Annotated in this window: 18 protein-coding genes and 1 tRNA gene; 7 read left to right on the top strand and 12 right to left on the bottom strand. The window is 64.9% G+C overall.

The genetic code is table 11. The annotated features are described in order from the left end of the window. Positions 1–64: 64 nt before the first annotated feature. Both msrB and msrA read left to right on the top strand, forming a co-directional pair. Positions 65–514 (top strand): peptide-methionine (R)-S-oxide reductase MsrB, encoded by a 450-nt coding sequence (gene msrB / locus PHA8399_RS17570; RefSeq protein ID WP_058287416.1) that lies wholly within the window; start codon positions 65–67, stop codon positions 512–514. Further along, complete coding sequence (msrA, locus tag PHA8399_RS17565) at positions 511–1,026, top strand: peptide-methionine (S)-S-oxide reductase MsrA (RefSeq protein ID WP_058287415.1); 516 nt, start codon at positions 511–513, stop codon at positions 1,024–1,026. Before msrB ends, msrA begins: the two co-directional genes overlap by 4 nt. Before the next feature lie 149 nt (positions 1,027–1,175). Here the strand turns inward: msrA and PHA8399_RS17560 are convergent, their stop codons facing one another. The 8 genes from PHA8399_RS17560 to PHA8399_RS17525 all read right to left on the bottom strand — a co-directional run bounded on the left by PHA8399_RS17560 (position 1,176) and on the right by PHA8399_RS17525 (position 13,443). Continuing rightward, on the bottom strand, positions 1,176–3,182 hold the full coding sequence (locus PHA8399_RS17560) for a hydantoinase/oxoprolinase N-terminal domain-containing protein (protein ID WP_058287414.1): 2,007 nt from the start codon (positions 3,180–3,182) through the stop codon (positions 1,176–1,178). A gap of 72 nt (positions 3,183–3,254) precedes the next feature. After that, positions 3,255–4,298, bottom strand: coding sequence for a tRNA epoxyqueuosine(34) reductase QueG (queG, locus tag PHA8399_RS17555; RefSeq protein ID WP_058287413.1), 1,044 nt, complete (start codon positions 4,296–4,298; stop codon positions 3,255–3,257). A gap of 67 nt (positions 4,299–4,365) precedes the next feature. After that, on the bottom strand, positions 4,366–5,031 hold the full coding sequence (fzlA, locus tag PHA8399_RS17550) for an FtsZ-binding protein FzlA (protein WP_058287412.1): 666 nt from the start codon (positions 5,029–5,031) through the stop codon (positions 4,366–4,368). 65 nt (positions 5,032–5,096) lie between these two features. After that, on the bottom strand, positions 5,097–5,834 hold the full coding sequence (gene mtgA / locus PHA8399_RS17545; protein ID WP_058287411.1) for a monofunctional biosynthetic peptidoglycan transglycosylase: 738 nt from the start codon (positions 5,832–5,834) through the stop codon (positions 5,097–5,099). A 242-nt stretch (positions 5,835–6,076) separates the two neighbouring features. Next, the gene (gene gltB / locus PHA8399_RS17540; RefSeq protein WP_058287410.1) at positions 6,077–10,609 is read right to left on the bottom strand and encodes a glutamate synthase large subunit; all 4,533 of its coding nucleotides are present in this window, start codon (positions 10,607–10,609) and stop codon (positions 6,077–6,079) included. Positions 10,610–10,621: 12 nt separating this feature from the next. Continuing rightward, positions 10,622–11,434, bottom strand: a complete 813-nt coding sequence (locus PHA8399_RS17535; protein WP_058287409.1) for a hypothetical protein — start codon at positions 11,432–11,434, stop codon at positions 10,622–10,624. Between the two features lie 27 nt (positions 11,435–11,461). After that, positions 11,462–11,896, bottom strand: coding sequence for a GFA family protein (locus tag PHA8399_RS17530; protein ID WP_058287600.1), 435 nt, complete (start codon positions 11,894–11,896; stop codon positions 11,462–11,464). Between the two features lie 107 nt (positions 11,897–12,003). Beyond that, complete coding sequence (locus PHA8399_RS17525; protein WP_058287408.1) at positions 12,004–13,443, bottom strand: NAD(P)-dependent oxidoreductase; 1,440 nt, start codon at positions 13,441–13,443, stop codon at positions 12,004–12,006. 241 nt (positions 13,444–13,684) lie between these two features. Here PHA8399_RS17525 and PHA8399_RS17520 point away from each other — a divergent pair, with 241 nt between their 5' ends. After that, positions 13,685–14,491 carry an undecaprenyl-diphosphate phosphatase gene (locus tag PHA8399_RS17520; RefSeq protein WP_058287407.1) on the top strand — a complete coding sequence of 269 codons (807 nt, stop codon included), beginning with the start codon at positions 13,685–13,687 and terminating at the stop codon, positions 14,489–14,491. Between the two features lie 62 nt (positions 14,492–14,553). Here the strand turns inward: PHA8399_RS17520 and PHA8399_RS17515 are convergent, their stop codons facing one another. Beyond that, on the bottom strand, positions 14,554–15,543 hold the full coding sequence (locus tag PHA8399_RS17515; RefSeq protein WP_058287406.1) for a complex I NDUFA9 subunit family protein: 990 nt from the start codon (positions 15,541–15,543) through the stop codon (positions 14,554–14,556). 229 nt (positions 15,544–15,772) lie between these two features. Between PHA8399_RS17515 and PHA8399_RS17510 the strand changes: the two genes are divergently transcribed. Together PHA8399_RS17510 and PHA8399_RS17505 are read left to right on the top strand one after the other, a co-directional pair. Next, positions 15,773–16,183: a globin domain-containing protein gene (locus tag PHA8399_RS17510; protein ID WP_058287405.1), complete on the top strand. Its 411-nt coding sequence runs from the start codon at positions 15,773–15,775 to the stop codon at positions 16,181–16,183. A 98-nt stretch (positions 16,184–16,281) separates the two neighbouring features. Then, a tRNA-Leu gene (locus PHA8399_RS17505) sits at positions 16,282–16,368 on the top strand. Between the two features lie 147 nt (positions 16,369–16,515). Here the strand turns inward: PHA8399_RS17505 and PHA8399_RS17500 are convergent. Genes PHA8399_RS17500 through PHA8399_RS17490 form a run of 3 tightly spaced genes read right to left on the bottom strand, consistent with a single transcriptional unit; the run spans position 16,516 to position 20,084 of the window. Next, complete coding sequence (locus PHA8399_RS17500; RefSeq protein WP_058287404.1) at positions 16,516–18,012, bottom strand: heme biosynthesis protein HemY; 1,497 nt, start codon at positions 18,010–18,012, stop codon at positions 16,516–16,518. A gap of 10 nt (positions 18,013–18,022) precedes the next feature. Continuing rightward, a complete protein-coding gene (locus PHA8399_RS17495) occupies positions 18,023–19,321 on the bottom strand; it encodes a COG4223 family protein (protein WP_058287403.1) in 1,299 nt (432 codons plus the stop codon). Positions 19,322–19,373: 52 nt separating this feature from the next. Further along, complete coding sequence (locus tag PHA8399_RS17490) at positions 19,374–20,084, bottom strand: uroporphyrinogen-III synthase (RefSeq protein WP_342027523.1); 711 nt, start codon at positions 20,082–20,084, stop codon at positions 19,374–19,376. Between the two features lie 89 nt (positions 20,085–20,173). Between PHA8399_RS17490 and tsaD the strand changes: the two genes are divergently transcribed. Beyond that, the gene (gene tsaD / locus PHA8399_RS17485) at positions 20,174–21,271 is read left to right on the top strand and encodes a tRNA (adenosine(37)-N6)-threonylcarbamoyltransferase complex transferase subunit TsaD (RefSeq protein ID WP_058287401.1); all 1,098 of its coding nucleotides are present in this window, start codon (positions 20,174–20,176) and stop codon (positions 21,269–21,271) included. Beyond that, complete coding sequence (locus tag PHA8399_RS17480) at positions 21,268–22,230, top strand: NAD(P)H-dependent glycerol-3-phosphate dehydrogenase (RefSeq protein ID WP_058287400.1); 963 nt, start codon at positions 21,268–21,270, stop codon at positions 22,228–22,230. The genes tsaD and PHA8399_RS17480 overlap by 4 nt, the downstream gene beginning before the upstream one ends.

Here is a 22,230-nt window from a genome sequence, read left to right as displayed (position 1 = left end):
GGCTTTGCATTTGCGCATCCAGACCCCATGTTCTGCACCAAACGCGAACAGGCGGGAGGACACCATGACCAAATACTTCAAGAACCCGGACGCCATTGCCGCCCTCTCCGAGGAAGAGTTCTACGTGACCCAGAACGCGGGCACCGAACGCCCCGGCACCGGCAAGCTGCTCCATAACAAGGAGCCGGGCATCTACGTCGACATCGTCTCCGGCGAACCGCTGTTTGCCTCCTCCGACAAGTATGAATCGGGCTGCGGCTGGCCCAGCTTCACCAAACCCATCGAATCCGCCCACATCCAGGAACTGGAAGACCGCAGCCTCGGCATGATCCGTACCGAGGTCCGCTCCACCCATGGCGACAGCCACCTGGGCCATGTCTTCCCGGACGGCCCGATGGACCGCGGCGGCCTGCGCTACTGCATCAACTCCGCCTCCCTGCGGTTTGTCCATCTGGACGACATGGAGGCAGAGGGCTATGGCGCCTACATCAACCAAGTGGAGGTCGTGAAATGAGCACCACCGAACGCGCCGTCCTGGCAGGCGGCTGTTTCTGGGGCATGCAGGAACTGATCCGCAAGCGCCCCGGCGTCATCAGCACCCGCGTCGGCTACACCGGCGGCGACGTGCCGAACGCCACCTACAGGAACCACGGCACCCATGCCGAAGGGATCGAGATCGTCTTCGACCCCGCCGTCACCTCCTACCGGGAGCTGCTGGAGTTCTTCTTCCAGATCCACGACCCGACCACCCCGAACCGCCAGGGCAATGACATCGGCATGAGCTACCGCTCCGCGATCTACTACCTGGACGACACCCAGAAATCGGTCGCCGAGGACACCATCGCCGACGTCGACGCCTCCGGCATCTGGCCCGGCAAAGTGGTGACTGAGGTCGAACCCGCAGGTGATTTCTGGGAAGCGGAGCCGGAGCATCAGGATTACCTGCAGCGGCTGCCCACTGGCTACACCTGCCATTTCCCGCGCCCCGACTGGGTGCTGCCCAAACGCGGCGCTGCTGCGGAATAGGCTCTAACAGGCCGCTTTCAGCCCCGCCGCACTCCGGCGGGGCTTTTCACATGCCAGATCTGCAGCAAGCACCCCTGCTTCTTCTGGCCCAAAATATCCCCGCCGGAGGCAGCGGGTTTTCGGAAAACCCGCTTCACGGCTCAAGACGCCTAGGCGTGCGCCACCCGCGGCCGGCCGCTGGCCTCCACCGTCAGCGTGCCTTCGACGAACACTTGCCGCGATTCCACCTGCGCCAAGCGGATATCCCGCTCCACATGCACGTGGATATCCTCGGCACCGGCCTGCTCTGCCGCGCCGCGCGCCTCCTCTGCCAAGGCCGCTTCCAGCGCTGCCAGTGCTTCGTCTGAGGCCGGGAAATCCACCGGGCCGCTCTCCAGATGCACCCGGTACTTGCCCTCCGCGGGCGATGTCACGGTGCCGCTGCGCCGCATGGTGACCCGGCCCACCACCGCGCCAATGGCATTGGCCACCCCGGCATGCTGCGGCAGGATCATGTTGCAATGCAGCCGCTCCCCCACCGCCGGATAATAGCTGGGGGCAGAAGCGCCCAGCCCCACCACATCCACATTCAACGCGGCATCCAGCGCCAGCAGGCCACGGTGCCGGGCGAGGCCCTTTTGCAGCAGCACATGCCGGGCCAAATCCTTCTCCGGCAGGCCAAAACTCTCGGCTTCTTCGGCAAAAGCAGACTCTAACAAGGTCAAAGCAGATTGCTCCGTCAACTGATCGATGATCATCTGCGCCAGCGTTTCCGCATTTTTTGCCACCATGTCGCCACTGCCTACCCGGCGGCGGGCAAACAGGGTCAGCGCCTTCACCGCAGCCTCCCTGTCCCAGGCCTCCACCCGGTCCAGCACGTGACTGGCGTCCGAGGGCGTCACCCCGGAGACCTGCACCAGCCCGCGGTCCACCAGCCGGCCCAGTGAGCCATGCTCCATCCGGGTGCGCAAGATCTGGCCCAGCGGATGCACCTGCATACCGATCCGCGCCAGCAGCCCGGCCTCCCGCTCGCTCAGGCCCGCTACCGGCACCCCCGGCACCGCGCGCACGAAGCGCCCGTCAAACTCGCCCGCGGTGGAATTACGCAGCTGCTCATCCAGGGCCGCATGCACGACATCGGGCGCATCGGTCGCAATCAGCGACACCGGCACCACCCGGCGCGGCCCCAATGTCAGCCCGCCTGACAGCCCGCTGGTGTTCAGATGCACCTGGCTGTCGCCGCCCAGGCCGGTGGTGCGCATCGCAACCGCCTCCACCATGGTGCGGAACTCACCCACCCGCGCTCCTGCCGGATCAATAGCCGGCTTGCCGTCCCTGATCAGCGCCACATCGGTTGTGGTGCCGCCGATGTCGCTCACCAGCGCATGATCCGCCCCGGTCATCCAGCGCGCCCCGACAATCGAGGCCGCCGGCCCGGACAGGATGGTCTCGATCGGCCGCTCCCGCGCCTGTTCGCCGCTCATCAGCGCGCCGTCGCCGCGCACCACCATCATCGGCGCCCCGATGCCCAGATCGCGCAGCGTGTCCTGCGCCCGCCCGATCAGCCGGTCGATCATGCCGATCAGCCGCGCGTTCAGCACCGCCGTCACCGCCCGTTTCGGCCCGTTCAGCTTGGCCGACAGCTGGTGCGAACAGGTGACTGGCGCGCTGGTCATCTCATGGATGATCCGCGCAGCCTCAATCTCATGCGCCGGATTGCGGGTGGCAAAGACCCCGGCCACGGCGAAGCCCGTCACCCCCTGGCCCTCGGTGCGCAGGAACATCTCCAACGCCTCAACATCCAGGGGCGCCGCCTCACTGCCCGCGTGGGTGTGGCCGCCGCCGATCACCAGCGCCGGATCGCCCTTCAACGCGTCCCGCAGCCCGGGCCGGTCCAGGTCAGCCTCGGCAAACCCGACATAGACCAGCGCCACCCGTCCGCCCTGACCCTCCACCAGCGCATTGGTGGCCAGCGTGGTGGACAGCGCCGCCAGCGACACCTCCTGCGGCTGCACTCCGGACTGCTCCAGCACCGCACGGATCGCGCCGCCGACGCCAATCGCCAAATCCTGGCGCGTGGTCAGCGACTTGGCAGAGGCGATCACCTCCTTCTCGTCGCGGATCAGCACCGCATCGGTATAGGTTCCGCCCGTGTCCACTCCCAGCAGCAACGCCATGCCCAGCCCTCTCAAACTCTGTTCGCCGGACTGGGTGTAGCGCCTATTTGCGGCCCGTCCATCCTGTTTGCGTCACGAAAGCCGTTGAACCGCCCACCGCGCCGCATCCGCCACCGCCGGATCCGGATCCTCCGCCAGCCCCTGCACCACCGCGCGCAGCTCCGGCAGGCCGGAATTGCCGATAGCATAGAGCACATTGCGCACAAACCTATCGCGCCCGATCCGCTTGATGGGCGAGCCGGAGAACATCTCCCGGAACGCCGCATCCTCCAAGGCGGCAAGCTCCGCCAGCTTCGGCGCCTTCAGCTCCTCGCGCGCGGCATAGCGCATGTCGCTGGCGGCCACCGCAAACTTGTTCCAAGGGCAAGCCGCCAGACAGTCGTCGCAGCCATAGATCCGGTTGCCCATCTTCTCCCGCAGTTCCTCCGCCACCGGACCTTTATGCTCGATGGTGAGGTAGGAGATGCAGCGCCGCGCATCGACCTGGTAGGGTGCTGGAAAAGCATCGGTCGGGCAGCTGTCCAGACAGGCCCGGCACGACCCGCAGCGGTCCCGCTCCGGAGCATCTGCAGGCAGCTCCAGCGTGGTGAAAACAGAGCCTAAAAAGGCCCAGTTGCCCCAATCCCGGCTTACCAGATTGCTGTGCTTGCCCTGCCAGCCCAGCCCTGCCGCCTGGCCCAGCGCCTTTTCCGGCACCGGTGCGGTGTCGACAAAGACCTTCACCTCGCAATCCTCCCCGGCTTCCGCAATCAGCCAGCGCGCCAGCCGTTTCAGCCGCTTCTTGACCAGGTCGTGGTAATCTTTGTTGCGGGCATAGACCGAAACCGCGCCGCGATCCGCCTGCCCGACCACCGCCATCGGATCCTCGTCGGGCGTATAACTCTCCGCCAGCATGATCACCGACCGCGCCTCCGGCCACAACAGGCTCGGGTCACCCCGCCAATGGGTCCGCTCCGCCATCCAGCCCATCTGCCCGTGATAGCCCGCATCCAGAAAGGCCTGCAGCCGTCCAGGCACCTCCGGCACATCCCACGGGCGGCAGACCCGGCAGGAGACAAACCCCTCCGCCAGCGCCTGGGCAACCAGCTTTTCCTTGATGCCGGATCGGTCTTTCATCTTTCGCCAAAACTCCGGGGGAGCGGCCCGCAGGGCCGCGGGGGCAGCGCCCCTGCCCCCGTTGGTATCAGAAATCCAGGTCAGTGTAATGCGGCGGCGGCCGGAAGCCCGGCACCTGATCCGCCAGGATCGACCGGAACGCGGGCCGCGACTTGATCTTGGCATACCAGTCCTTGACCACCGCCGACCGGTTCCAGTCCACATCCGAGATATAATCCAAGGACGACAGATGCGCGGCAGCGGCAAAATCCGCCAGCGTCATCATGTCGCCCGCCAGCCAGCGCCGGTGGTCCAGCAGCCAGGCCATGTAGTCCAGGTGGTATTTGATCGCCTTGGCCCCCGCCTTCACGTTGCGGCTGTCGGGATAGCCCTCGCCGGTGATCTTCTTGTTCACCCGCTCATACAGCAGCTTGGAAGTCACCTCTTGGTGGAACTTGTCGTCAAACCAGCTCACCAGCCGGCGCACCTCATACCGGCCCGCGGCATCCTTGGGGATCAGCGCAGGCTCCGGCCTGGTGTCCTCCAGATACTCGCAGATCGCCGCGCTTTCGGCCATCATCTGACCGTCCAGCCGGACCACAGGCACCTTGGCCGCCGGGTTGCGGCGCAGGAAATCGGGATCCTGCTCCCAATAGCGCTCCTCGACCAGCTCGACCTCGATCTTCTTCTCCGCCAGCGACAGCCGCACCTTGCGGCAAAAGGGGGACAGGGGAACGTGGTACAGGCGCGCCATGGCTACAGGGGATCTCCAGAAACGTTACTACGGATACCCAGCAATGCCTTGGCCGGGAGAAAGATTCAATCCTCGAAACAATCCGCCCGCCCGTCTGCGCGAATGGTAGCCGCCCCATCCTGAATCTGCCGCGCCCGGCGCTGCACAAAGTTTGAAGGCTTGCGGGCCGAACGCTCCTTGGGATTGGGCAGCACGGCGGCAATCAGCGCTGCCTGCCGCGCGCTCAGCTGGTCCGGGCCGACTCCGAAATACTTCCGCGCCGCGGCTTCGGCGCCAAACACGCCCTCGTCCATCTCGGCCACGTTCAGATAAACTTCCAGAATACGCCGCTTGCTCCAGACGATCTCCACCACCGGGGTCAGCAACGTCTCCAGCACCTTGCGCGGCCAGCTGCGGCCCTGCCACAGGAACACGTTCTTCACCACCTGCTGCGAGATGGTCGAGCCGCCGCGGCTGCCGCCAGCCTCGATCGCCGCCTGGATGGCGCGGGCGTCAAATCCCCAGTGGCGGCAGAACTGCGCATCCTCCGCCGCCACGACAGAGCGCGCCAGCACCGGAGCCATCTCCTCCAGCGGCACCCACATCCGGTCCACCTCGCCCAAGCGGCGCTGCTCGGCCCAGATGGTATGGGTGACCGGCGGGTTCACCACTGAAAACAGCAGGATGAGGACAAGAAAAACCGCCGCCACCGCCAGCACCGCGCGCAAGATCCAGCGCCGAAACGCACGCAACGGCTGAATCTGCCGCTTCGTCGTCTTCTTGCTGCTCTTGGTTGTCTTCTTTTTTGCAACTGCCTTGGCCATGACTCTCTATAGGACGGCTGGGGGGCATTCACAAAGGGTCAGTTGCCTTGCTGCCGCAATCTGCCGGTCCGGAGTTTTCGGGGGCGCGGGGAGGGGCGCTGCCCCTCTTGAGCCTGCGGCTCAATTCACCCCGGGATATTTCCGGCCAGAAGAAGAGTGGTTTCCGGCAGGACGCGGCCCGCAGGCACAGAAAACCCCGCAAGCCTGCGCCTGCGGGGTTCGGTTTTTGTCTCTAGCCAGGCTTACTCCGCGGGAACGGCAGCCTGCTCCTGCATCACTGGATGCGCCAGCTTGTCGAGCATCTCCTTCGGGCAGACTTGCAGGAAGTTGCCCTTCTCGATGTCCCAATGCTGCAGGATCTCCGCGGCCTTGCGGCTGCCGGTTTCCTGCTGATGGCGTTCGATCAGGCTTTTCAGCTCCGCCTCCCAATGCGCCACGGTGACCGGACAGGTGACCAGCGATTCCTTATTCATCAGGGTCGCGGCCTTGCCCTCCGGGTCATAGAGATAGGCCATGCCGCCGGTCATCCCCGCACCGAAGTTGGCGCCGATGGTGCCAAGGATCACCGCAACGCCGCCGGTCATGTATTCGCAGCCGTTGGAGCCGCAGCCCTCAATCACCACCTTGGCGCCGGAATTGCGCACCGCAAAGCGTTCGCCCGCACGGCCCGCCGCAAACAGGTAGCCATCGGTGGCGCCATACAGCACGGTGTTGCCGATGATGGTGTTTTCCGAGGCCACCAGCGGGCTTACCTGCGGCGGGCGCACCACGATGGTGCCGCCCGACAGGCCCTTGCCGACATAGTCATTGGCATCGCCCGACACTTCCAGCTTCAGCCCCGGCGCCGCAAAGGCGCCCAGCGCCTGACCGGCAGAACCCTGCAGTTTCACCGTCAGGTGGTCCGGCTGGAACGAATTCCGCATGCCGAAGTTGCGCACGATATGGCTGGAGGTGCGGGTGCCCACGGAGCGGTGGGTGTTCTGGATCGCATAGGACAGCTGCATCTTCTCGCCATCCTGCAGGAAGCGGGCGGCGTCGCGCACGATCTCCGCATCCAGTGTATCCGGCACTTCGTTGCGGCCCTTGTCGCGGTTGTAGACGATGTTGGCGGAGCCATCGACGGTGATCAGCAGCGGGTTCAGGTCCAGGTCGTCCAGATGGGCAGAGCCGCGCGAGACCTGCGCCAGCAGGTCGGCCCGGCCGATCACGTCGTCCAGGCTGCGGGCGCCGATGGAAGCGAGGATCTCGCGCACTTCCTGGGCGTAGAAGGTGATCAAGTTCACCACCTTATCCGCGTTCCCGGTGAACTTGGCGCGCAGGGATTCGTCCTGGGTGCAGACGCCGACCGGGCAGGTGTTGGACTGGCACTGGCGCACCATGATGCAGCCCATCGCGATCAGCGCCGCGGTGCCGATGCCGTATTCCTCGGCGCCCAGCATCGCCGCCATCACGATGTCCCGGCCGGTGCGCAGACCGCCGTCGGTGCGCAGCGTCACCCGCTCGCGCAGGTTGTTCATCGCCAGCACCTGATGCGCTTCGGTCAGGCCCATCTCCCACGGCAGGCCCGCATATTTGATCGAAGTCGCAGGCGACGCCCCGGTGCCGCCGTTGTGGCCCGAGATCAGGATGATGTCGGCCTTTGCCTTGGCAACGCCCGCGGCGATGGTACCAACGCCGGAGGACGCCACCAGCTTCACCGTCACCTTGCAGCGCGGGTTGATCTGCTTCAGGTCATAGATCAGCTGCGCCAGGTCCTCGATCGAGTAGATATCATGGTGCGGCGGCGGCGAAATCAGGGTCACGCCCTTGGTGGAGTGGCGCAGGCGGGCAATCAGGTCGGTGACCTTCATCCCCGGCAGCTGGCCGCCTTCGCCGGGCTTGGCGCCCTGGGCCACCTTGATCTCCAGCTCTTCGCACTGGTTCAGATACTCGGCGGTCACGCCAAAGCGGCCCGACGCCACCTGCTTGATCTTCGCAGACGGGTTATCACCGTTCGGCTCAGGCACGAAGTGCGCCGGATCCTCGCCGCCCTCGCCGGAGTCGGACTTGGCGCCGATCCGGTTCATCGCGACGTTCAGGGTCTTGTGCGCCTCGGGCGACAGCGCGCCCAGGCTCATGCCCGGCGTCACAAAGCGCTTGCGGATCGCGGTGATGCTCTCCACTTCCTCCAGCGGGACCGGCTTGCCCAGCGGCTTGATCTGCAACAGGTCGCGCAGATGGATCGGCGGGTTCGACTGCATCTTCGCCGAATACTGTTTCCACAGCTCGTAAGAGGCGCGGTTGCAGGCCATCTGCATCATATGCATCGAGGTCGCTTCCCGGGCGTGCGTCTCACCCGACTTGCGCGCTTTATAAAAACCGCCGATGGGCAGAATGCCTTCCGTAGCCTTCCAGGCCTTGGCGTGGATTTCTTCTGCCTTGGTCTGGATACCGGTCACACCGATGCCGGAAATCCGGCTGGTCATGCCCGGGAAGTACTCGGCACACATGGCGCGGCTGAGGCCCACCGCCTCAAAGTTCAGGCCGCCGCGGTAGGAGGACACCACCGAAATCCCCATCTTCGCCATAATCTTCAACAGGCCTTGGTCGATGGCCTCACGGTAGCGCGCGACGTTTTCGGTCAGGCTGCCGTCCAGCAGCCCGCGCTCAATGCGGTCCGCCAGCGAATCCTCGGCCAGATAGGCGTTCACCACGGTGGCGCCGCAGCCGATCAGCACCGCGAAATAATGCGGGTCGATACATTCGGCGGACCGCACGTTCAGCGAGCAGAAGGTGCGCAGGCCCTTGCGGGTTAGATGCGAATGCACGGCCGAGGTCGCCAGGATCATCGGCATCGCGACCTTTTCAGGCCCGGAATGCTGGTCGGTCAGCACGATATGGCCAGCGCCGGAGCGCACGGCCTCCTCGGCCTCGGCCCGGATCCGCGCCAGAGCCGCGTTCAACGCGCCCTTGCCGGGGGCAAAGGTGCAGTCGATCTCGGCCAGCGGCGCGTTGAACTGCTTTACCAGCTCATCCCACTGGGCATTGCCGACAAAGGGGCTTTCCAGCACGATGATCTCGGTCTGGGAGCTGTCCTCGTCCAGCACGTTCTTCAGGTTGCCGAACCGGGTCTTCAGCGACATCACCCGGTACTCGCGCAAGCTGTCGATCGGCGGGTTGGTCACCTGGCTGAAGTTCTGGCGGAAGAAGTGGCTCAGCGGGCGGTACATCTTGGACAGCACGGCAGAGGGCGTGTCATCGCCCATCGAGGCCAGCGTTTCCTTGCCGTCCTCGGCCATCGGTGCCAGGATCTGCTCCAGCTCCTCGATCGAATAACCGGCCGCAACCTGGCGGCGGCGCAGCTCCTCGCCGCTGAACAGCGGCTGCTCGGTGACGCTGGCCAGGGTTGTATCCAGATCGTTGATCCGCTTGACCCAGTCGCCGAACGGCAGTGCGCGGGACAGCTTGTCCTTGATCTCGGTGTCGCGGAACAGCTTGCCCTTTTCCATGTCGACGGCCAGCATCTGGCCCGGGCCCAGCGCGCCCTTTTCAACCACACTGGCCTCTTCGATTGGCACCATGCCCGCCTCGGACCCCGCGATCACCAGACCGTCGCCGGTCACCACATAGCGCATCGGGCGCAACCCGTTGCGGTCCAGGCCCGCGCAGACCCAGCGGCCGTCGGTCATCGCCAGCGCCGCGGGGCCGTCCCAGGGCTCCATCACGGAGTTGCAGTAGGAATACATGTCGCGCCAGGCCTGCGGCAGTTCGACCGCCTGCTTGGACCAGCTTTCCGGCACCAGCATGGTCTTGGCCATCGGCGCCGATCGGCCCGCGCGCACCAGAACCTCGAACACGCCGTCCAGCGCGGCGGAGTCGGACGCGCCGCCCGGCACGATCGGCTTGATGTCCTCGGCATAGTCGCCAAAGGTCGAAGACGCCATGCGGATCTCATGGCTCTTCATCCAGTTCAGGTTGCCCTTCAGCGTGTTGATCTCGCCGTTATGGGCCAGCATGCGGAACGGCTGCGCCAGCCACCACTGCGGGAAGGTGTTGGTGGAGTAGCGCTGGTGATAGATCGCGAAGGCGCTCTCGAACCGCTCGTCCATCAGGTCCGGATAGAACACCGCCACCTGCTCCGCCAGCATCATGCCCTTGTAGATGATCGAGCGGCAGGACAGCGACGCGATATAAAGGCCCGAGATGCCGGCCGCCGAGGACACCTTCTCGATCCGGCGGCGGATCACATAAAGCTCGCGCTCAAAGGTTTCCTCGTCCACGCCCTTGGCGTTGGAGATCAGGATCTGCTCGATCTCCGGACGGGTGGCATTGGCCTTTTCGCCCAGGCAAGTGATATCCACCGGCACGTGGCGCCAGCCATAGATGGAATAGCCCATGCGCAGAACTTCGGTTTCCACGATGGTCCGGCAGCGCTCCTGAGCGCCGAAATCCGTGCGCGGCAAGAACACCTGGCCGACCGCCATCAGCTCATTCTGGCGGGGCTCGTGGCCGGTGCGGCGGATCTGGTCATAGAAGAACGGCACCGGGATCTGCACATGGATGCCCGCACCGTCGCCGGTCTTTCCGTCGGCGTCCACTGCGCCGCGATGCCAGATCGCTTTCAGCGCGTTGATGCCGGCCTCAACCACCTTGCGGCTTTTCTTGCCGTGGACCGAAACCACCAGCCCCACACCGCAGGACGAATGTTCTTCTTCCTCGGAATAGAGACCGTTCTCGGCCATCCACTTGCGCTTGGCTTCCTCGGCCTTGACCCACGCGGCATCAAATTTGGTCATGACGTTCTCCGATTAACTGATGGCGCAGCAAGCCGCTGCGGCCGGTTGAGTCTGCGGATCCAGGGCGCGTTCGCCCCAGGCGCGGGGCACCGCGCGGATCCGTTGCATTAGGGTCTTCACCCGGTCCTGATCGTCCTGCCAGACGGCGCCGATCACCGGGTAAAGGATGCCCGCGTCACGCAGCGGGTCGATAACATCGTGGCTGTCGCGGTCCGCCAGGTAATGATGGATGCCTGGCCCCTGCGGGAAGGCCTGCCAATGCTGCGCGTCCTCAGCATTATGGCGGCCATGCAGCAGGGTGTACTGCACCTGGCCGCCCATCGCCTGATCCAGCGCCGGGCGGCTGAACTCCGTGATCCGGCTGCGCGCCTCGATCCAGCGGCGGTCCGAAGGAAAGGTTGCGGGCCGCGGGCAGTATTGCGGCGCCAGCGCCAGGGCGCGGCCTGCGCCCAGCTCCGCGGCAAAAGACAGCGCCCCGTATCCGCCCATCGACACCCCAACCGTCATCAGGCGGCGCAGACCGTGGCGCCGGACATAGCCAGACACAACCCGCAGGATCGCCGCCGCAACCCCCTCGCCCTGGAACCAGCCCTGGCGGCGGTCGGTGACAAAGATGCAGTGCCGCGCACGGCCGTCCGAGGCGCTGGCGGCAAACTCCAGCAACCCGCGTTTGGCGGCATTGGCGTGATAGCTGGTGAACACGATCATGCCGCCCTCGCCGCGCCCTTCCAGCGCACGGATCTCCACCGCCGCATCCGCGTGGAGGCGGCGGGATCTCAGGCGGAACATCGCCTGACGGAGGGATTTGCGGATCATCAGCGGCATGGCAGTCAGCAGGGGGCCGGGCGGGCCTCAGGCCTCTCCTTCAGCGGTTTCGGCAAACATGGCGCGGCATTCCTCGCCGGTCATCCGCCGGTGGGCGCCGGCAAAGGCATAGCCTGCGGGCTTGTCGTCAATGAAGAATTCCAGCTTCAGCTCGGTGCCGCCCGCGTTCTCAAACAGGCCCGCCGACATCTGCGTCTGACCGTGCATCTTGCCCGGCGCGGTCATCCGGTACCACAGCACCGATCCGCACTCGCCGCAAAACGCGCGCTCCGCCCACTGCGAGGACTGATAGGTCCGCACCGGGCCCAGCGCCGCATAGCCGGTGTCGGCCTGGAAGCTGAGGAACGGGCCGCTGGCCCAGCGCTGGCACATGCTGCAATGGCAGGCGGTCACGGACGCCTGAACCGGCGTTGCGGTCACGCTCACTGCGCCGCACATGCACTGTCCCTGCAATTCGCTCATGTCCATTGTCCTTTGCTGGCTGGGTCAGCAAGGCTGACCTTGGCGCTGCTGTTTAGCTGCCCGCCGGTGCACAGGGGGTGCACAGGCGGTGTACGGTGGGTGCCGGGTTATTCCGCGGCCACCGCGGCCTTGCTGTTGAACTTCCCGATGATCGCTTCGGCACAGTCGCGGCCGTCCTTGATCGCCCAGACCACCAGCGACGCGCCGCGCACGATGTCACCCACCGCATAGACGCCGTCCAACTCGGTGGCGCCGGTCTGGAACGCCGCCTTGATGGTGCCCCAGCGGGTCACCGGCAGTTCCGGCTGGTTCCACAGGGCAGGCAGCTCTTCCGGCTCAAAGCCCAGAGCCTTGATCACCAGATCGGCCTCTTCCACGTAGTCCGCGCCTTCGATCACTTCCGGCGCCTGACGGCCCGAAGCATCCGGCTGACCCAGGCGCATCTTCTGCACCATCACGCCGGCAACCTTGCCGCCGTCATCGGTGAAGCCCTTGGGCGCCGACAGCCATTCAAAGACCACGCCTTCCTCCTCGGCGTTCTGGGTCTCGCGCTGCGAGCCCGGCATATTGGCGCGGTCGCGGCGGTAGAGACATTTGACGCTGGTCGCACCCTGGCGGATCGAGGTCCGCACGCAGTCCATCGCGGTATCGCCGCCGCCAATCACGACAACCTTTTTGCCTTGTGCGTTCAGGCTGCCGTTGTCGAACTCCTCAACATCGTCGCCAAAGCTTTTCTTGTTCGACGCACACAGGAAGTCGATCGCCTTGACGATCCCTTCCGAGCCGCTGCCCGGCATCGCCAGATCGCGCGATTTATAGACGCCAGTGGCAATGATTACTGCGTCATGCTGGCTGCGGATTTCGTCAAACGAGATGTCCTCGCCCACGTTGCAGTTCAGCTTGAAGGTCACGCCGCCGTCGGCCAGTAGCTTGTTGCGGCGCTCGACCACGTCCTTTTCCAGCTTGAAGCTGGGGATGCCGTACATCAGCAGCCCGCCGGCCCGGTCATAGCGATCATAGACGGTAACCTGGATACCAGCCTGGCGCAGCATATCCGCCGCCGCCAGGCCGCCGGGGCCGGCGCCGATGATGCCAACGCTCTCGCTGCGCTCGGCCAGCGGCGCGGCGGGTTTGACCCAGCCGTTTTCCCAGGCGGTGTCGGTGATGTATTTCTCGACCGAGCCGATGGTCACGGTGCCGTGGCCCGACTGCTCGATCACGCAGTTGCCTTCGCACAGGCGGTCCTGCGGGCAGATGCGGCCGCAGATCTCCGGGAAGGTGTTGGTGGACTGGCTGACCTCATAGGCCTCTTCCAGACGGCCGGTTGCGGTCAGGCGCAGCCAGTCGGGAATGTTGTTGTGCAGCGGGCAGTGGCTTTGGCAATACGGCACGCCGCACTGGCTGCAACGGCTGGCCTGTTCTTCGGCCTTGGCAGCAGCGTACTCCGCGTAAATCTCATTGAAGTCTTCCTTGCGTACACTCGCGTCACGCTTTTGAGGCATGTCGCGTTCGATTTGCACAAATTTCAGCATCGGTTGCTTGGCCACGGGCTGGACTCCATCGTTTGTCTGGCTGCGGAAGCACCTTTTCAGGTACTGGCACGCTTTATGTCAACTGTGCTGACCTATTTTGCCAGCGCTTTACTTCTGATACCGTGTTCAACGGAAATGTACAGAAATTTTAGGTCCGCAACGGACCTTAATATGCGCTTCCCAATCCGGAGGCGGGATTTATACAGAGTCACGACTGATTTCGGCCCATTCGCGGCCAGCAAAGGATGATTTCAGGATGCCGCTTTTCCAATTGATCCTGGTTGCACTGATCCAGGGCATTACCGAATTCCTGCCCATTTCCTCCTCTGGCCACCTGATTCTGCTGCCCGGGCTGACCGGGCTGGACGACCAGGGCCAGGTGATCGACGTCGCGGTTCATATCGGCACCCTGGCCGCCGTGATGATCTATTTCTGGAGCGACGTGCGCGAGGGCCTTGCGGGCTTGCCCCGCGCCCTGACCGGCCGCACGGACACGCCGGGATCACGCCTCGCCATGGGGCTGATCATCGCCACCATCCCGACGGTTCTGTTCGGTGCGGTGCTGCATTTCACCGGCCTCAGCGATGCGCTGCGGTCGATCACGGTGATCGGCTGGACCATGCTGGGCTTCGGGCTGGTCTTGTACTGGGCCGACCAGAAGGGCGCCGAGGTGAAACAGGCCGGCGACTGGGGCCTGCGTGATGCCCTGATCATGGGGCTATGGCAGATGCTGGCGCTGATCCCCGGCACCTCGCGCTCCGGCATCACCATCACCGGCGCGCGCCAGCTGGGCTATACCCGCGAAGACGGCGCCCGCATCGCCATGCTGATGTCGATCCCCACGATCATCGCCTCCGGGGTGCTCCTGGGAACCGAGGTGGCGCTGGAGGCCGATACCGCCCTGATGCGCGACGCAGCGATTGCAGCAGCCCTTGCCATGCTGTCGGCGCTGGCCGCGCTCAGCCTGATGATGCGGCTGCTGCGTTCTGTCAGTTTCACGCCTTATGTCATCTATCGGGTGATCCTGGGGAGCATCCTGCTCGCCATCGCCTACAGCAGCTGAGCCGGAAACAAAAAAGCGCGGGAAAATCCCCGCGCTTTCAAGTTCTTGTGGCGATTGGCCGATCAGGCGCCGTTGCGCAGGTTGCGGGCCGAGTTGGTCATCTCGTCATATTGGCCGGAGGGGCGGAATTTCCACAGGTAGTCCGGCAGAACCGCTTCAAGGCTGACCGGGCTGATGCCCAGATCGCTGAATCCCTTGGCGCCCTCGGACACAACGTTGTCCGATTTCAAGCTCCGCAGCTGATCGCGGGTCAGCACCTTGTTTGAGATCAGCTGGAAGCTTGCGGCCTGCAGCATGTCGAAACCAAAGGCCACCAGCCAGGCAGCAAACCGCGGCAGCGACAGGATCAGGCGGCGGCGGTGGATCACCGCCAGCATCTGCTCCATCAACTCGCGGAAGCTTTTCACCTCGGGGCCGCCCAGCTCATAAATACCGCCCTCTGACGCGCCCGTGGCCCCCATGACAGCAGCCTTGGCCACATCATCGACGTAGACCGGCTGAAACCGGGTGTCCCCGCTGGCAATCGGCAGAACCGGCGACAGGCGGGTCATGCCGGCAAAGCGGTTAAAGAACTCGTCCTCGGCCCCGAAGATCACCGAAGGACGCAAGATAACAGCACCCGGGAAATGCTCCAGCACTGCCGCTTCGCCTGCAGCCTTGGTGCGGGAATATGCGCTGTTCGCGTCCGCATCAGCACCGATTGCCGAGATTTGCACCAGGCTGGCAACGCCCTCCTGCGCCGCGATGCGGGCAATGCGGCCCGCGCCTTCGGCATGAACGGCGCCAAATGTGTTCTTGCCCAGCTCGTTCAGCACGCCCACGCAATTCACCACTGCATCCGCACCCCGCATGACCGCGGCCACGGACATGTCGTCGCGGACATTGCAGAACACCGGCTCCACCTGGCCCGGAACACCGTAGGGCTTCACATGCATGGCTTCATTGGGACGGCGCACTGCCACACGTACACGCCAGCCTTCCTTGGCCATGCGCCGCGCAATATAGCGGCCCACGAAACCGGATCCGCCATAGATCGTGACCAGTTTGGACATCTTTTGGCTCCTGAACTTAGCTGCCCTTATGCCTTAGCGCCGCAACGGGCGTCAAACAAGGCGCAAAACTTGGGATTGCCGCCACAATGGGCGCTGAATCCGCAAGCAGCGTTAACAACTTCCGTGAAATTGGCCAGTTTGGTTAACCCGGCCTTCAGCCTCGCCCTGTTAAGGGAAATTGATGTACCCGAAACACGCGTTTCGGCGGTTGCTGAGGAGGTAGGTTCCAATGGTCAGCGCACAGGATAAGTCCCTGGTCCGCAAAAGCTTCGAGAGCGAGCGGATGGATCTTGACGCTTTCGCCGCCGCCTTTTACGCCAAGTTCTTTGCCGCCTGCCCCGAAGTCCGCCCCCTGTTTTCCCGCGACATGACCCGGCAGGAGGAAAAGCTGCTGGCCATCCTGACCCATGTGGCCGAGGCGCTGGACGATTCCGCACGGCTGGATGAGATCCTCAGGCAGCAGGGGGAGAAGCACCGCAAGCGGGAGGTGCGGGATGCGCATTTCAGGGGCTTCATCACCAGTTTCACCGGCGCCCTGTCGGAAACGCTTGGTCCGGACTGGAGTACCGAAGCAGAGCTGGCCTGGACCAGGTTTCTGACATTTGTAGCCGGGAAAATGAATTTCTCGGTGCAGCGCTAGGCGGCTTCAATCAGGCCCCGCGCGGATAACCGGCCACCCCGCCGTTTTCCATTTGACGCCCCTTGCGAACCAGCTTATACGCCGGTTTCACGACACCTGCCCAGGTGGCGGAATTGGTAGACGCGCTAGCTTCAGGTGCTAGTGTCCGTATGGACGTGGAGGTTCGAGTCCTCTCCTGGGCACCATTCCCCTGCACTATCTAAACAGTCTACAGAACGGCACTGCGGCCTTTCCGGCCCGGTAATGCTGTGCGCGACGCTCTATGGCCTGCGCCAGAAAACGGCAGAACGGCAGGGAAGCCCCCCCGCCGTTCGCAGTTCTTTCCTGAAGTATCAGTTCGGTTCTTTTACCGCGTCCTGCTGCTCCGGTTCCACGTCCCCATCAGCGTCCGGGACGGGTTCCGCGAAGTCTGCTTCTTCCGCATCATCCGCCGTGTCAGCCTGCTTGCTGCCCAGCACGCCAGTGATCAGCGGAAGCATGTAGGCCGCTGCGTGGCTTGCCACTTCTGGCGTTTCCGGACGCTTCCAGGACAGGGTATCAAAGCTGGTGCAATGCTCGCAAACCGGCTCCCATTCGGCATGGATGTGGTTGCAGTTGCTGCAAACCCATTGCGGCCCCCGCGGAGCGGTCAGCGCCCTGGCCAGCCAGCCCTGCACGACCTTATCATCCGCGCCTTCGCCGCGCTCAATCGCCGCCATCAGCGTCAGCGCCCGGGCGTCCGGTGCGCGTTCCGTCAGGTCGCTCAGCCAGCGGCGGGCCTCGGGGAAGTCCTCGGCCACGATATTCAGCTCCGCCATCACCAGGCGTGTTTCATCATCCTGCGGGTTGAGCCGGGCCAGCTGGTCAAAGCGCGCGACGCGCTCGGCGGCGCTTTCGTCCGGCTCGACCTCGGCAAAGGCATGGGCCAAGTCGGGATGCGGCTGGCTTTGCCAAGTCTTTTTCAGCAGCCGCACCGCCGGGCGCTTCTTACCCTTGGCGAGATAGGCACGGGCCGCCATCGCCGCGGCAGGCACCAGATCGGGCGACAGCCGGTTGGCTTCGATCGCTTGCTCGCGCTGCTCGATCGTGGCGTTTTCGTCAATGACACCCTTGGAGGCCGACAGCGCCAGAACCGCATCGCGCCGCTTGTAGACATCACGCGGCAGAGTGCCGGTCTTGAGCTTGGTCGACAGCGTCTTGCGGGCACCGGCCCAATCCTCGGCCTGCGCCTGGAGACGCAGGAGAGTGTCCTGCACTTCCTCATGCTTGGGTCGCAGCGCCAGCGCCTTCTCGGCCAGCTGGCGGGCAGTGTCGGTGTCGCCTTGGGACAGCTTCTGCTTCATGATCCCGCGCACGCCGACAAACCGGGTCTGCTGGTTCGACAGCAGGCGTTTGTACGCATCCGCCGCCTTGTGGGTGTCGCCGCTCATCTCCGCGGCCTGCGCCACCAGCAGATCCGTCAGCTCAGGGTTCTGAAGGTATTTCTCCGCCCGCGCCGCCTTGGCCAGGGCCAGCCGCCCCTCACCGGAAGCCAGCGCCATCAGACCTTCCGACAGCGCCCGGTAGCCCTTGCGCTCGCGCCCCTTGTCCCAATAGCGCGACAGGGCGGTCTCATCCCCGTTCAGGAACCGCAGCGTGGCCACCAGCAGCGACAGCAGCTTGAGAAACAGCCAAAGCGCAACAACAAGCACGCCCAGCGCGATGACCGATTGCAGAGCGCTGAGGGTGTATTCGGTGCCGGCAACGGTGATCTGCACCCCGCCGGCGGTTTCCATCAAAAGGCCCGCGCCAAATGCCAGAAGCGCGACAATCGCGACAAATACGAGGATCTTCAACAACGACCAGAGCATGGCGGCTTCCTTATTTGGCTTGCAGGCTTTGGGCCAGATCAGCAGCAGCGTTCACCGCTGCCACCCGCGCGTTTGCCGCCGCTTCCCAGCCGGACAGGGCAGCGCGGGCTGTTTCCGGCAGCGCCGACACTTCGGTCAGCGCCTCCTCTATCCGGCCTGCAGCCACGGCGGCCTCGGCCCGGGACAGGATGGCATCCGGATCATCGCCGTCGCGCGGCGCAACGGAACGGGCGCCAAGATGGCGGTTCACATAATCCATCAGGCTGCCGCCGCCTTTTGCTTCTTCCCGGGCAGCTGCCAGCGCCTCGCGGGCGGCCGGAGCAAAGCCGTCGCGCAGGGCCGTCAGCGTGGCGACGCCGGTTTCCGCCGGCCCGGAGAGCGCGGACGGAACCTCAACGCCCAGAAGCTCAAGCTGCTGCACGTTGGAGTCATAGCTGTTGCCGCTGTCCAAGGCAGACCGCAGCTGCGCCAGCTGGGTCTGGGCGCTGGCGATGCGGGCGGCTTCGGCACTGGCGGTTTCCATGTCTTCCGCTTCGGCCAGCTTCTGATCAATTTCGGCGCGCTGCGCTGCAAGGCTGTCCTGCAGCTTGCCCAGCTCTGCCTCAAACGCAGCTACTGCTTCGGGCGTTGCGCCTTCCAGCGGCCGGGTTTCCAATGCGGACACACGGCCGGCCAAGGCCTCCAGATCCCCGCGCAGCGCCTCATCCGGGGCCTGCGCGGTCTGCGCCTCTCTCAGCGCCGCAATCTCTGCGGCCAGGGCGTCGGCGCGTTCGGACAGCGGTGCAAGGTCCGGGGCGCGGCTGCCCTCTAGCTGCTGCTGCAGCGAAGCAAGCGCTGCCTGCATCTCCGACTGGCTGGCCCGCAACGCGGCCAGATCCGCACTGTTTCCCTGCAGCGACGGCGGCAGGACGCTGTCGAGCCAGCCGCTCTGGCCAGCCACAAAGCCGATACCCGCAGCCACCACGCCGCCCAGAAGGGCTGCGCCGAAGCCGCCGCGTTTCTCCACAACCCGTTCGATTTCGCGCGGCGACGCTTGTGCCGCGGCAGCCTCCGGCGTTTCAGCCGGCGTGTCTTCTTGCGGGGTTTCCCTTTCGAAGGGAGACACAAATGCGGTCTCGGTCTCGGTCTCGGTCTCGGTCTCGGTCTCGGTCTCGGAAAGCGGGGAAACTTTATCCTCGGGCGTGTCAACCGCCCCTTCCGCCTGATCCTCGGTCATATCCTGTTCGGGCGTTTCCGTGGTTTCGCCGGCCGGCTTGATTTCGCCGGGGCCAGGCTCAGTCACGTCTTCCGGAGTTTTCTTGTCAGCCACGCCGGCCTCCCCCTCGATTCCTAAAAATTCATTCCTGCGAACACGCTGGACACTACTCTGCGCGCCGCTCCCCCTCAAGCTGCGACAGTTGCGCTGCGGCATCAAGGACAGCAGCTGCCACAGCCGCAGCATCCGGCGACTTACTGACCCGCAACGTCTTGCAATTCAAGCCTTTCAGCGGTTCTGCGACCGCAGGGCTCAGAGCAATCAGATGCAAATGCGCCGCTTCCCCGCACAGGTCAGCAAAATGATGCGCCGTTCTAGGAGAGAACAGCGGCACGATTACATCCGTTTGCGCAGCAAGCAACGCCCTGGCCTCGCTGGTCAGCGGCAGAAGCACCTGATCATACAGGATTTGCTCGCGGCAGGGGATCCCCCCGTCTGTGAGCCTCCCAGAGATACCGCCCCGGGCATGGGCGCCGCGCAGATGCAGCAGCGGTGCCTCAGGGCGCCGGCTGAGCAGCGCCGCAACCAGTTCCCCGGCGCAATGGCCCAGGCAGGATGCCGTCCAGCCCGACTCCGCTGCGGCCTGGGCGGTGCGTTCGCCCACGCAGTAGGCGGGCAAGCGCGCGGCAGTTTCACGTGAAGCGGCCTCCACCCCGTTGGCGGAGGTGAAGATCACGCCCTTCACACCCTCCAGCCGGACCGGCGCCTGCGCTGCCTGGATCTCCATCAGCGGCGCATAGACGACTTTCAGTCCGGCACGCGCCGCTTCGGGCAGGCCGGCCACAAACCGCTCTGCCGCTGCCAGCGGGCGTGTCATCAGCAAAGGCACCATCGCGGGGCTCCCGGGATTGTTTGCAGGCCTCATAGGTGGTAGCCCCGGCGGCAATTCGATGCAACGGTAAGACCATGACAAAGACCCTGACCATTCTGGGGCTGGAAAGCAGCTGTGACGACACTGCCGCCGCAGTGGTGCGGCAGGCCGGGGGCGCGCAGCCCGAGGTTCTGTCTTCAGTCGTATTCGGCCAGACAGAGCTGCACTGCGCCTTTGGCGGCGTGGTGCCGGAGATCGCCGCGCGCGCCCATGCCGAGAAGCTGGACATCTGCGTGCGCGATGCACTGGCGGAGGCCGGATTAAGTTTGAAGGACATTGATGCTGTCGCCGTAACCGCCGGCCCGGGGCTGATCGGCGGGGTGATGTCGGGCGTGATGTGCGCCAAGGGGATCGCCGCCGCGACGGGCCTGCCGCTGATTGGGGTCAACCATCTGGCGGGCCACGCGCTGACTCCGCGGCTGACCGACGGGATTGCCTATCCTTATCTGATGCTGCTGGTCTCCGGCGGGCATTGCCAGTACCTGCTGGTGCGCGGGCCGGAGGATTTCACCCGCCTGGGCGGCACCATCGACGACGCCCCCGGCGAGGCCTTTGACAAGACCGCCCGCCTGCTGGGCCTGCCGCAGCCAGGCGGGCCGTCGGTGCAGGCCGAAGCCGAAACCGGTGATCCCAAGCGGTTCCGCTTCCCGCGGCCTTTGCTGGACCGGCCGGATTGCAACCTGTCGTTCTCCGGTCTGAAAACCGCCCTGATGCGGATGCGCGATCAGATCGTGGCGGAAAAAGGCGGTCTGACCCGCCAGGACAGGGCCGATCTGTGTGCCGGATTTCAGGCTGCCGTTGTGGATACGCTGGCAGAGAAAACCCGCCGCGCCCTCCGCCTGTATCTGGAAGAACAGCCCGGGACGCCGACCGTCGCCGTTGCAGGCGGTGTTGCAGCAAATACCGCCATTCGCGCCGCGTTAGAGACTGTTTGCGACGAGGCTGGCGCCGCCTTCACCGCGCCGCCGCTGCGCCTGTGCACCGACAATGCTGCTATGATCGCCTATGCCGGGCTGGAGCGTTTCAAATCCGGTGCGCGCGATGGTCTGGACCTGACCGCCCGCCCCCGCTGGCCGCTGGACCAGAGCAGCCCGGCGCTGATCGGGTCGGGCCGCAAAGGAGCCAAGGCATGAGCGTTTCTGTTCTGGGGTCCGGCGCCTTTGGCACTGCGCTCGCGATTTCACTGGCCGGCAACGGGCCGGTGACGCTGTGGGCGCGCGATACAGACCACGCCAAAGCCATGCAGGACAGCCGCCGGAATGAGGTCCGGCTGCCCGGTGCTGACCTGCCGGAAACCCTCACCGCCACTGCTGATATTGCGCAGGCCTGCAGCTCTGAGGTTCTTCTGCTGGCGATGCCCATGCAAAAGCTGCGCAGCGTCCTGCGACAGCACAAGGCGCATCTGTCAGGGAAAACCCTGGTCGCCTGCTGCAAGGGTATTGAGCTGCACACCGGGCTTGGTCCGGTCTCGGTTATTCAGGAAGTTCTGCCAGAATCCCCGGCGGCGCTGCTGACCGGGCCGAGCTTTGCGGCGGATATCGCGCGCGGCCTGCCAACCGCGCTAACGCTGGCCTGCGGCGGCGCGGACCTGGGCAAAGCGCTGCAGCAGCAGCTGTCCACTGCCAACCTGCGCCTCTACCGCACCACCGATACCATCGGCGCAGAGCTGGGCGGGGCGTTGAAAAATGTTATGGCGATTGCCTGCGGTGCGGTGATTGGTGCCGGGCTGGGCGACAGCGCCCGCGCCGCGCTGATGACCCGGGGTTATGCCGAGATGCAGCGCATGGCACTGGCCTGCGGCGCCAAGGCCGAAACGATGGCAGGGCTGTCCGGGTTTGGCGATCTGACGCTGACCTGTACATCAGACCTGTCCCGCAACTACCGGCTGGGCCTGTCGATCGGGCGCGGCGAGGCCTTTGATTCCTCTATCACGGTCGAAGGCGCCGCAACTGCGCATGCGGTGGCGGAACACGCCCGGAAGATGCAGCTGGAGATGCCGATCACGCAGACGGTAACCAATTTGCTCGATCAGCGCTTGACCATTTCCGAGGCGGCGGCTCTTTTACTTAAAAGACCGTTAAAAGAGGAATAA

This window comes from Leisingera aquaemixtae (genome assembly GCF_001458395.1).
Taxonomy (GTDB): Bacteria; Pseudomonadota; Alphaproteobacteria; order Rhodobacterales; family Rhodobacteraceae; genus Leisingera; species Leisingera aquaemixtae.
Note: the sequence above shows the minus strand (reverse complement) of the source record. Positions and strands in the feature narration are given on the sequence as shown.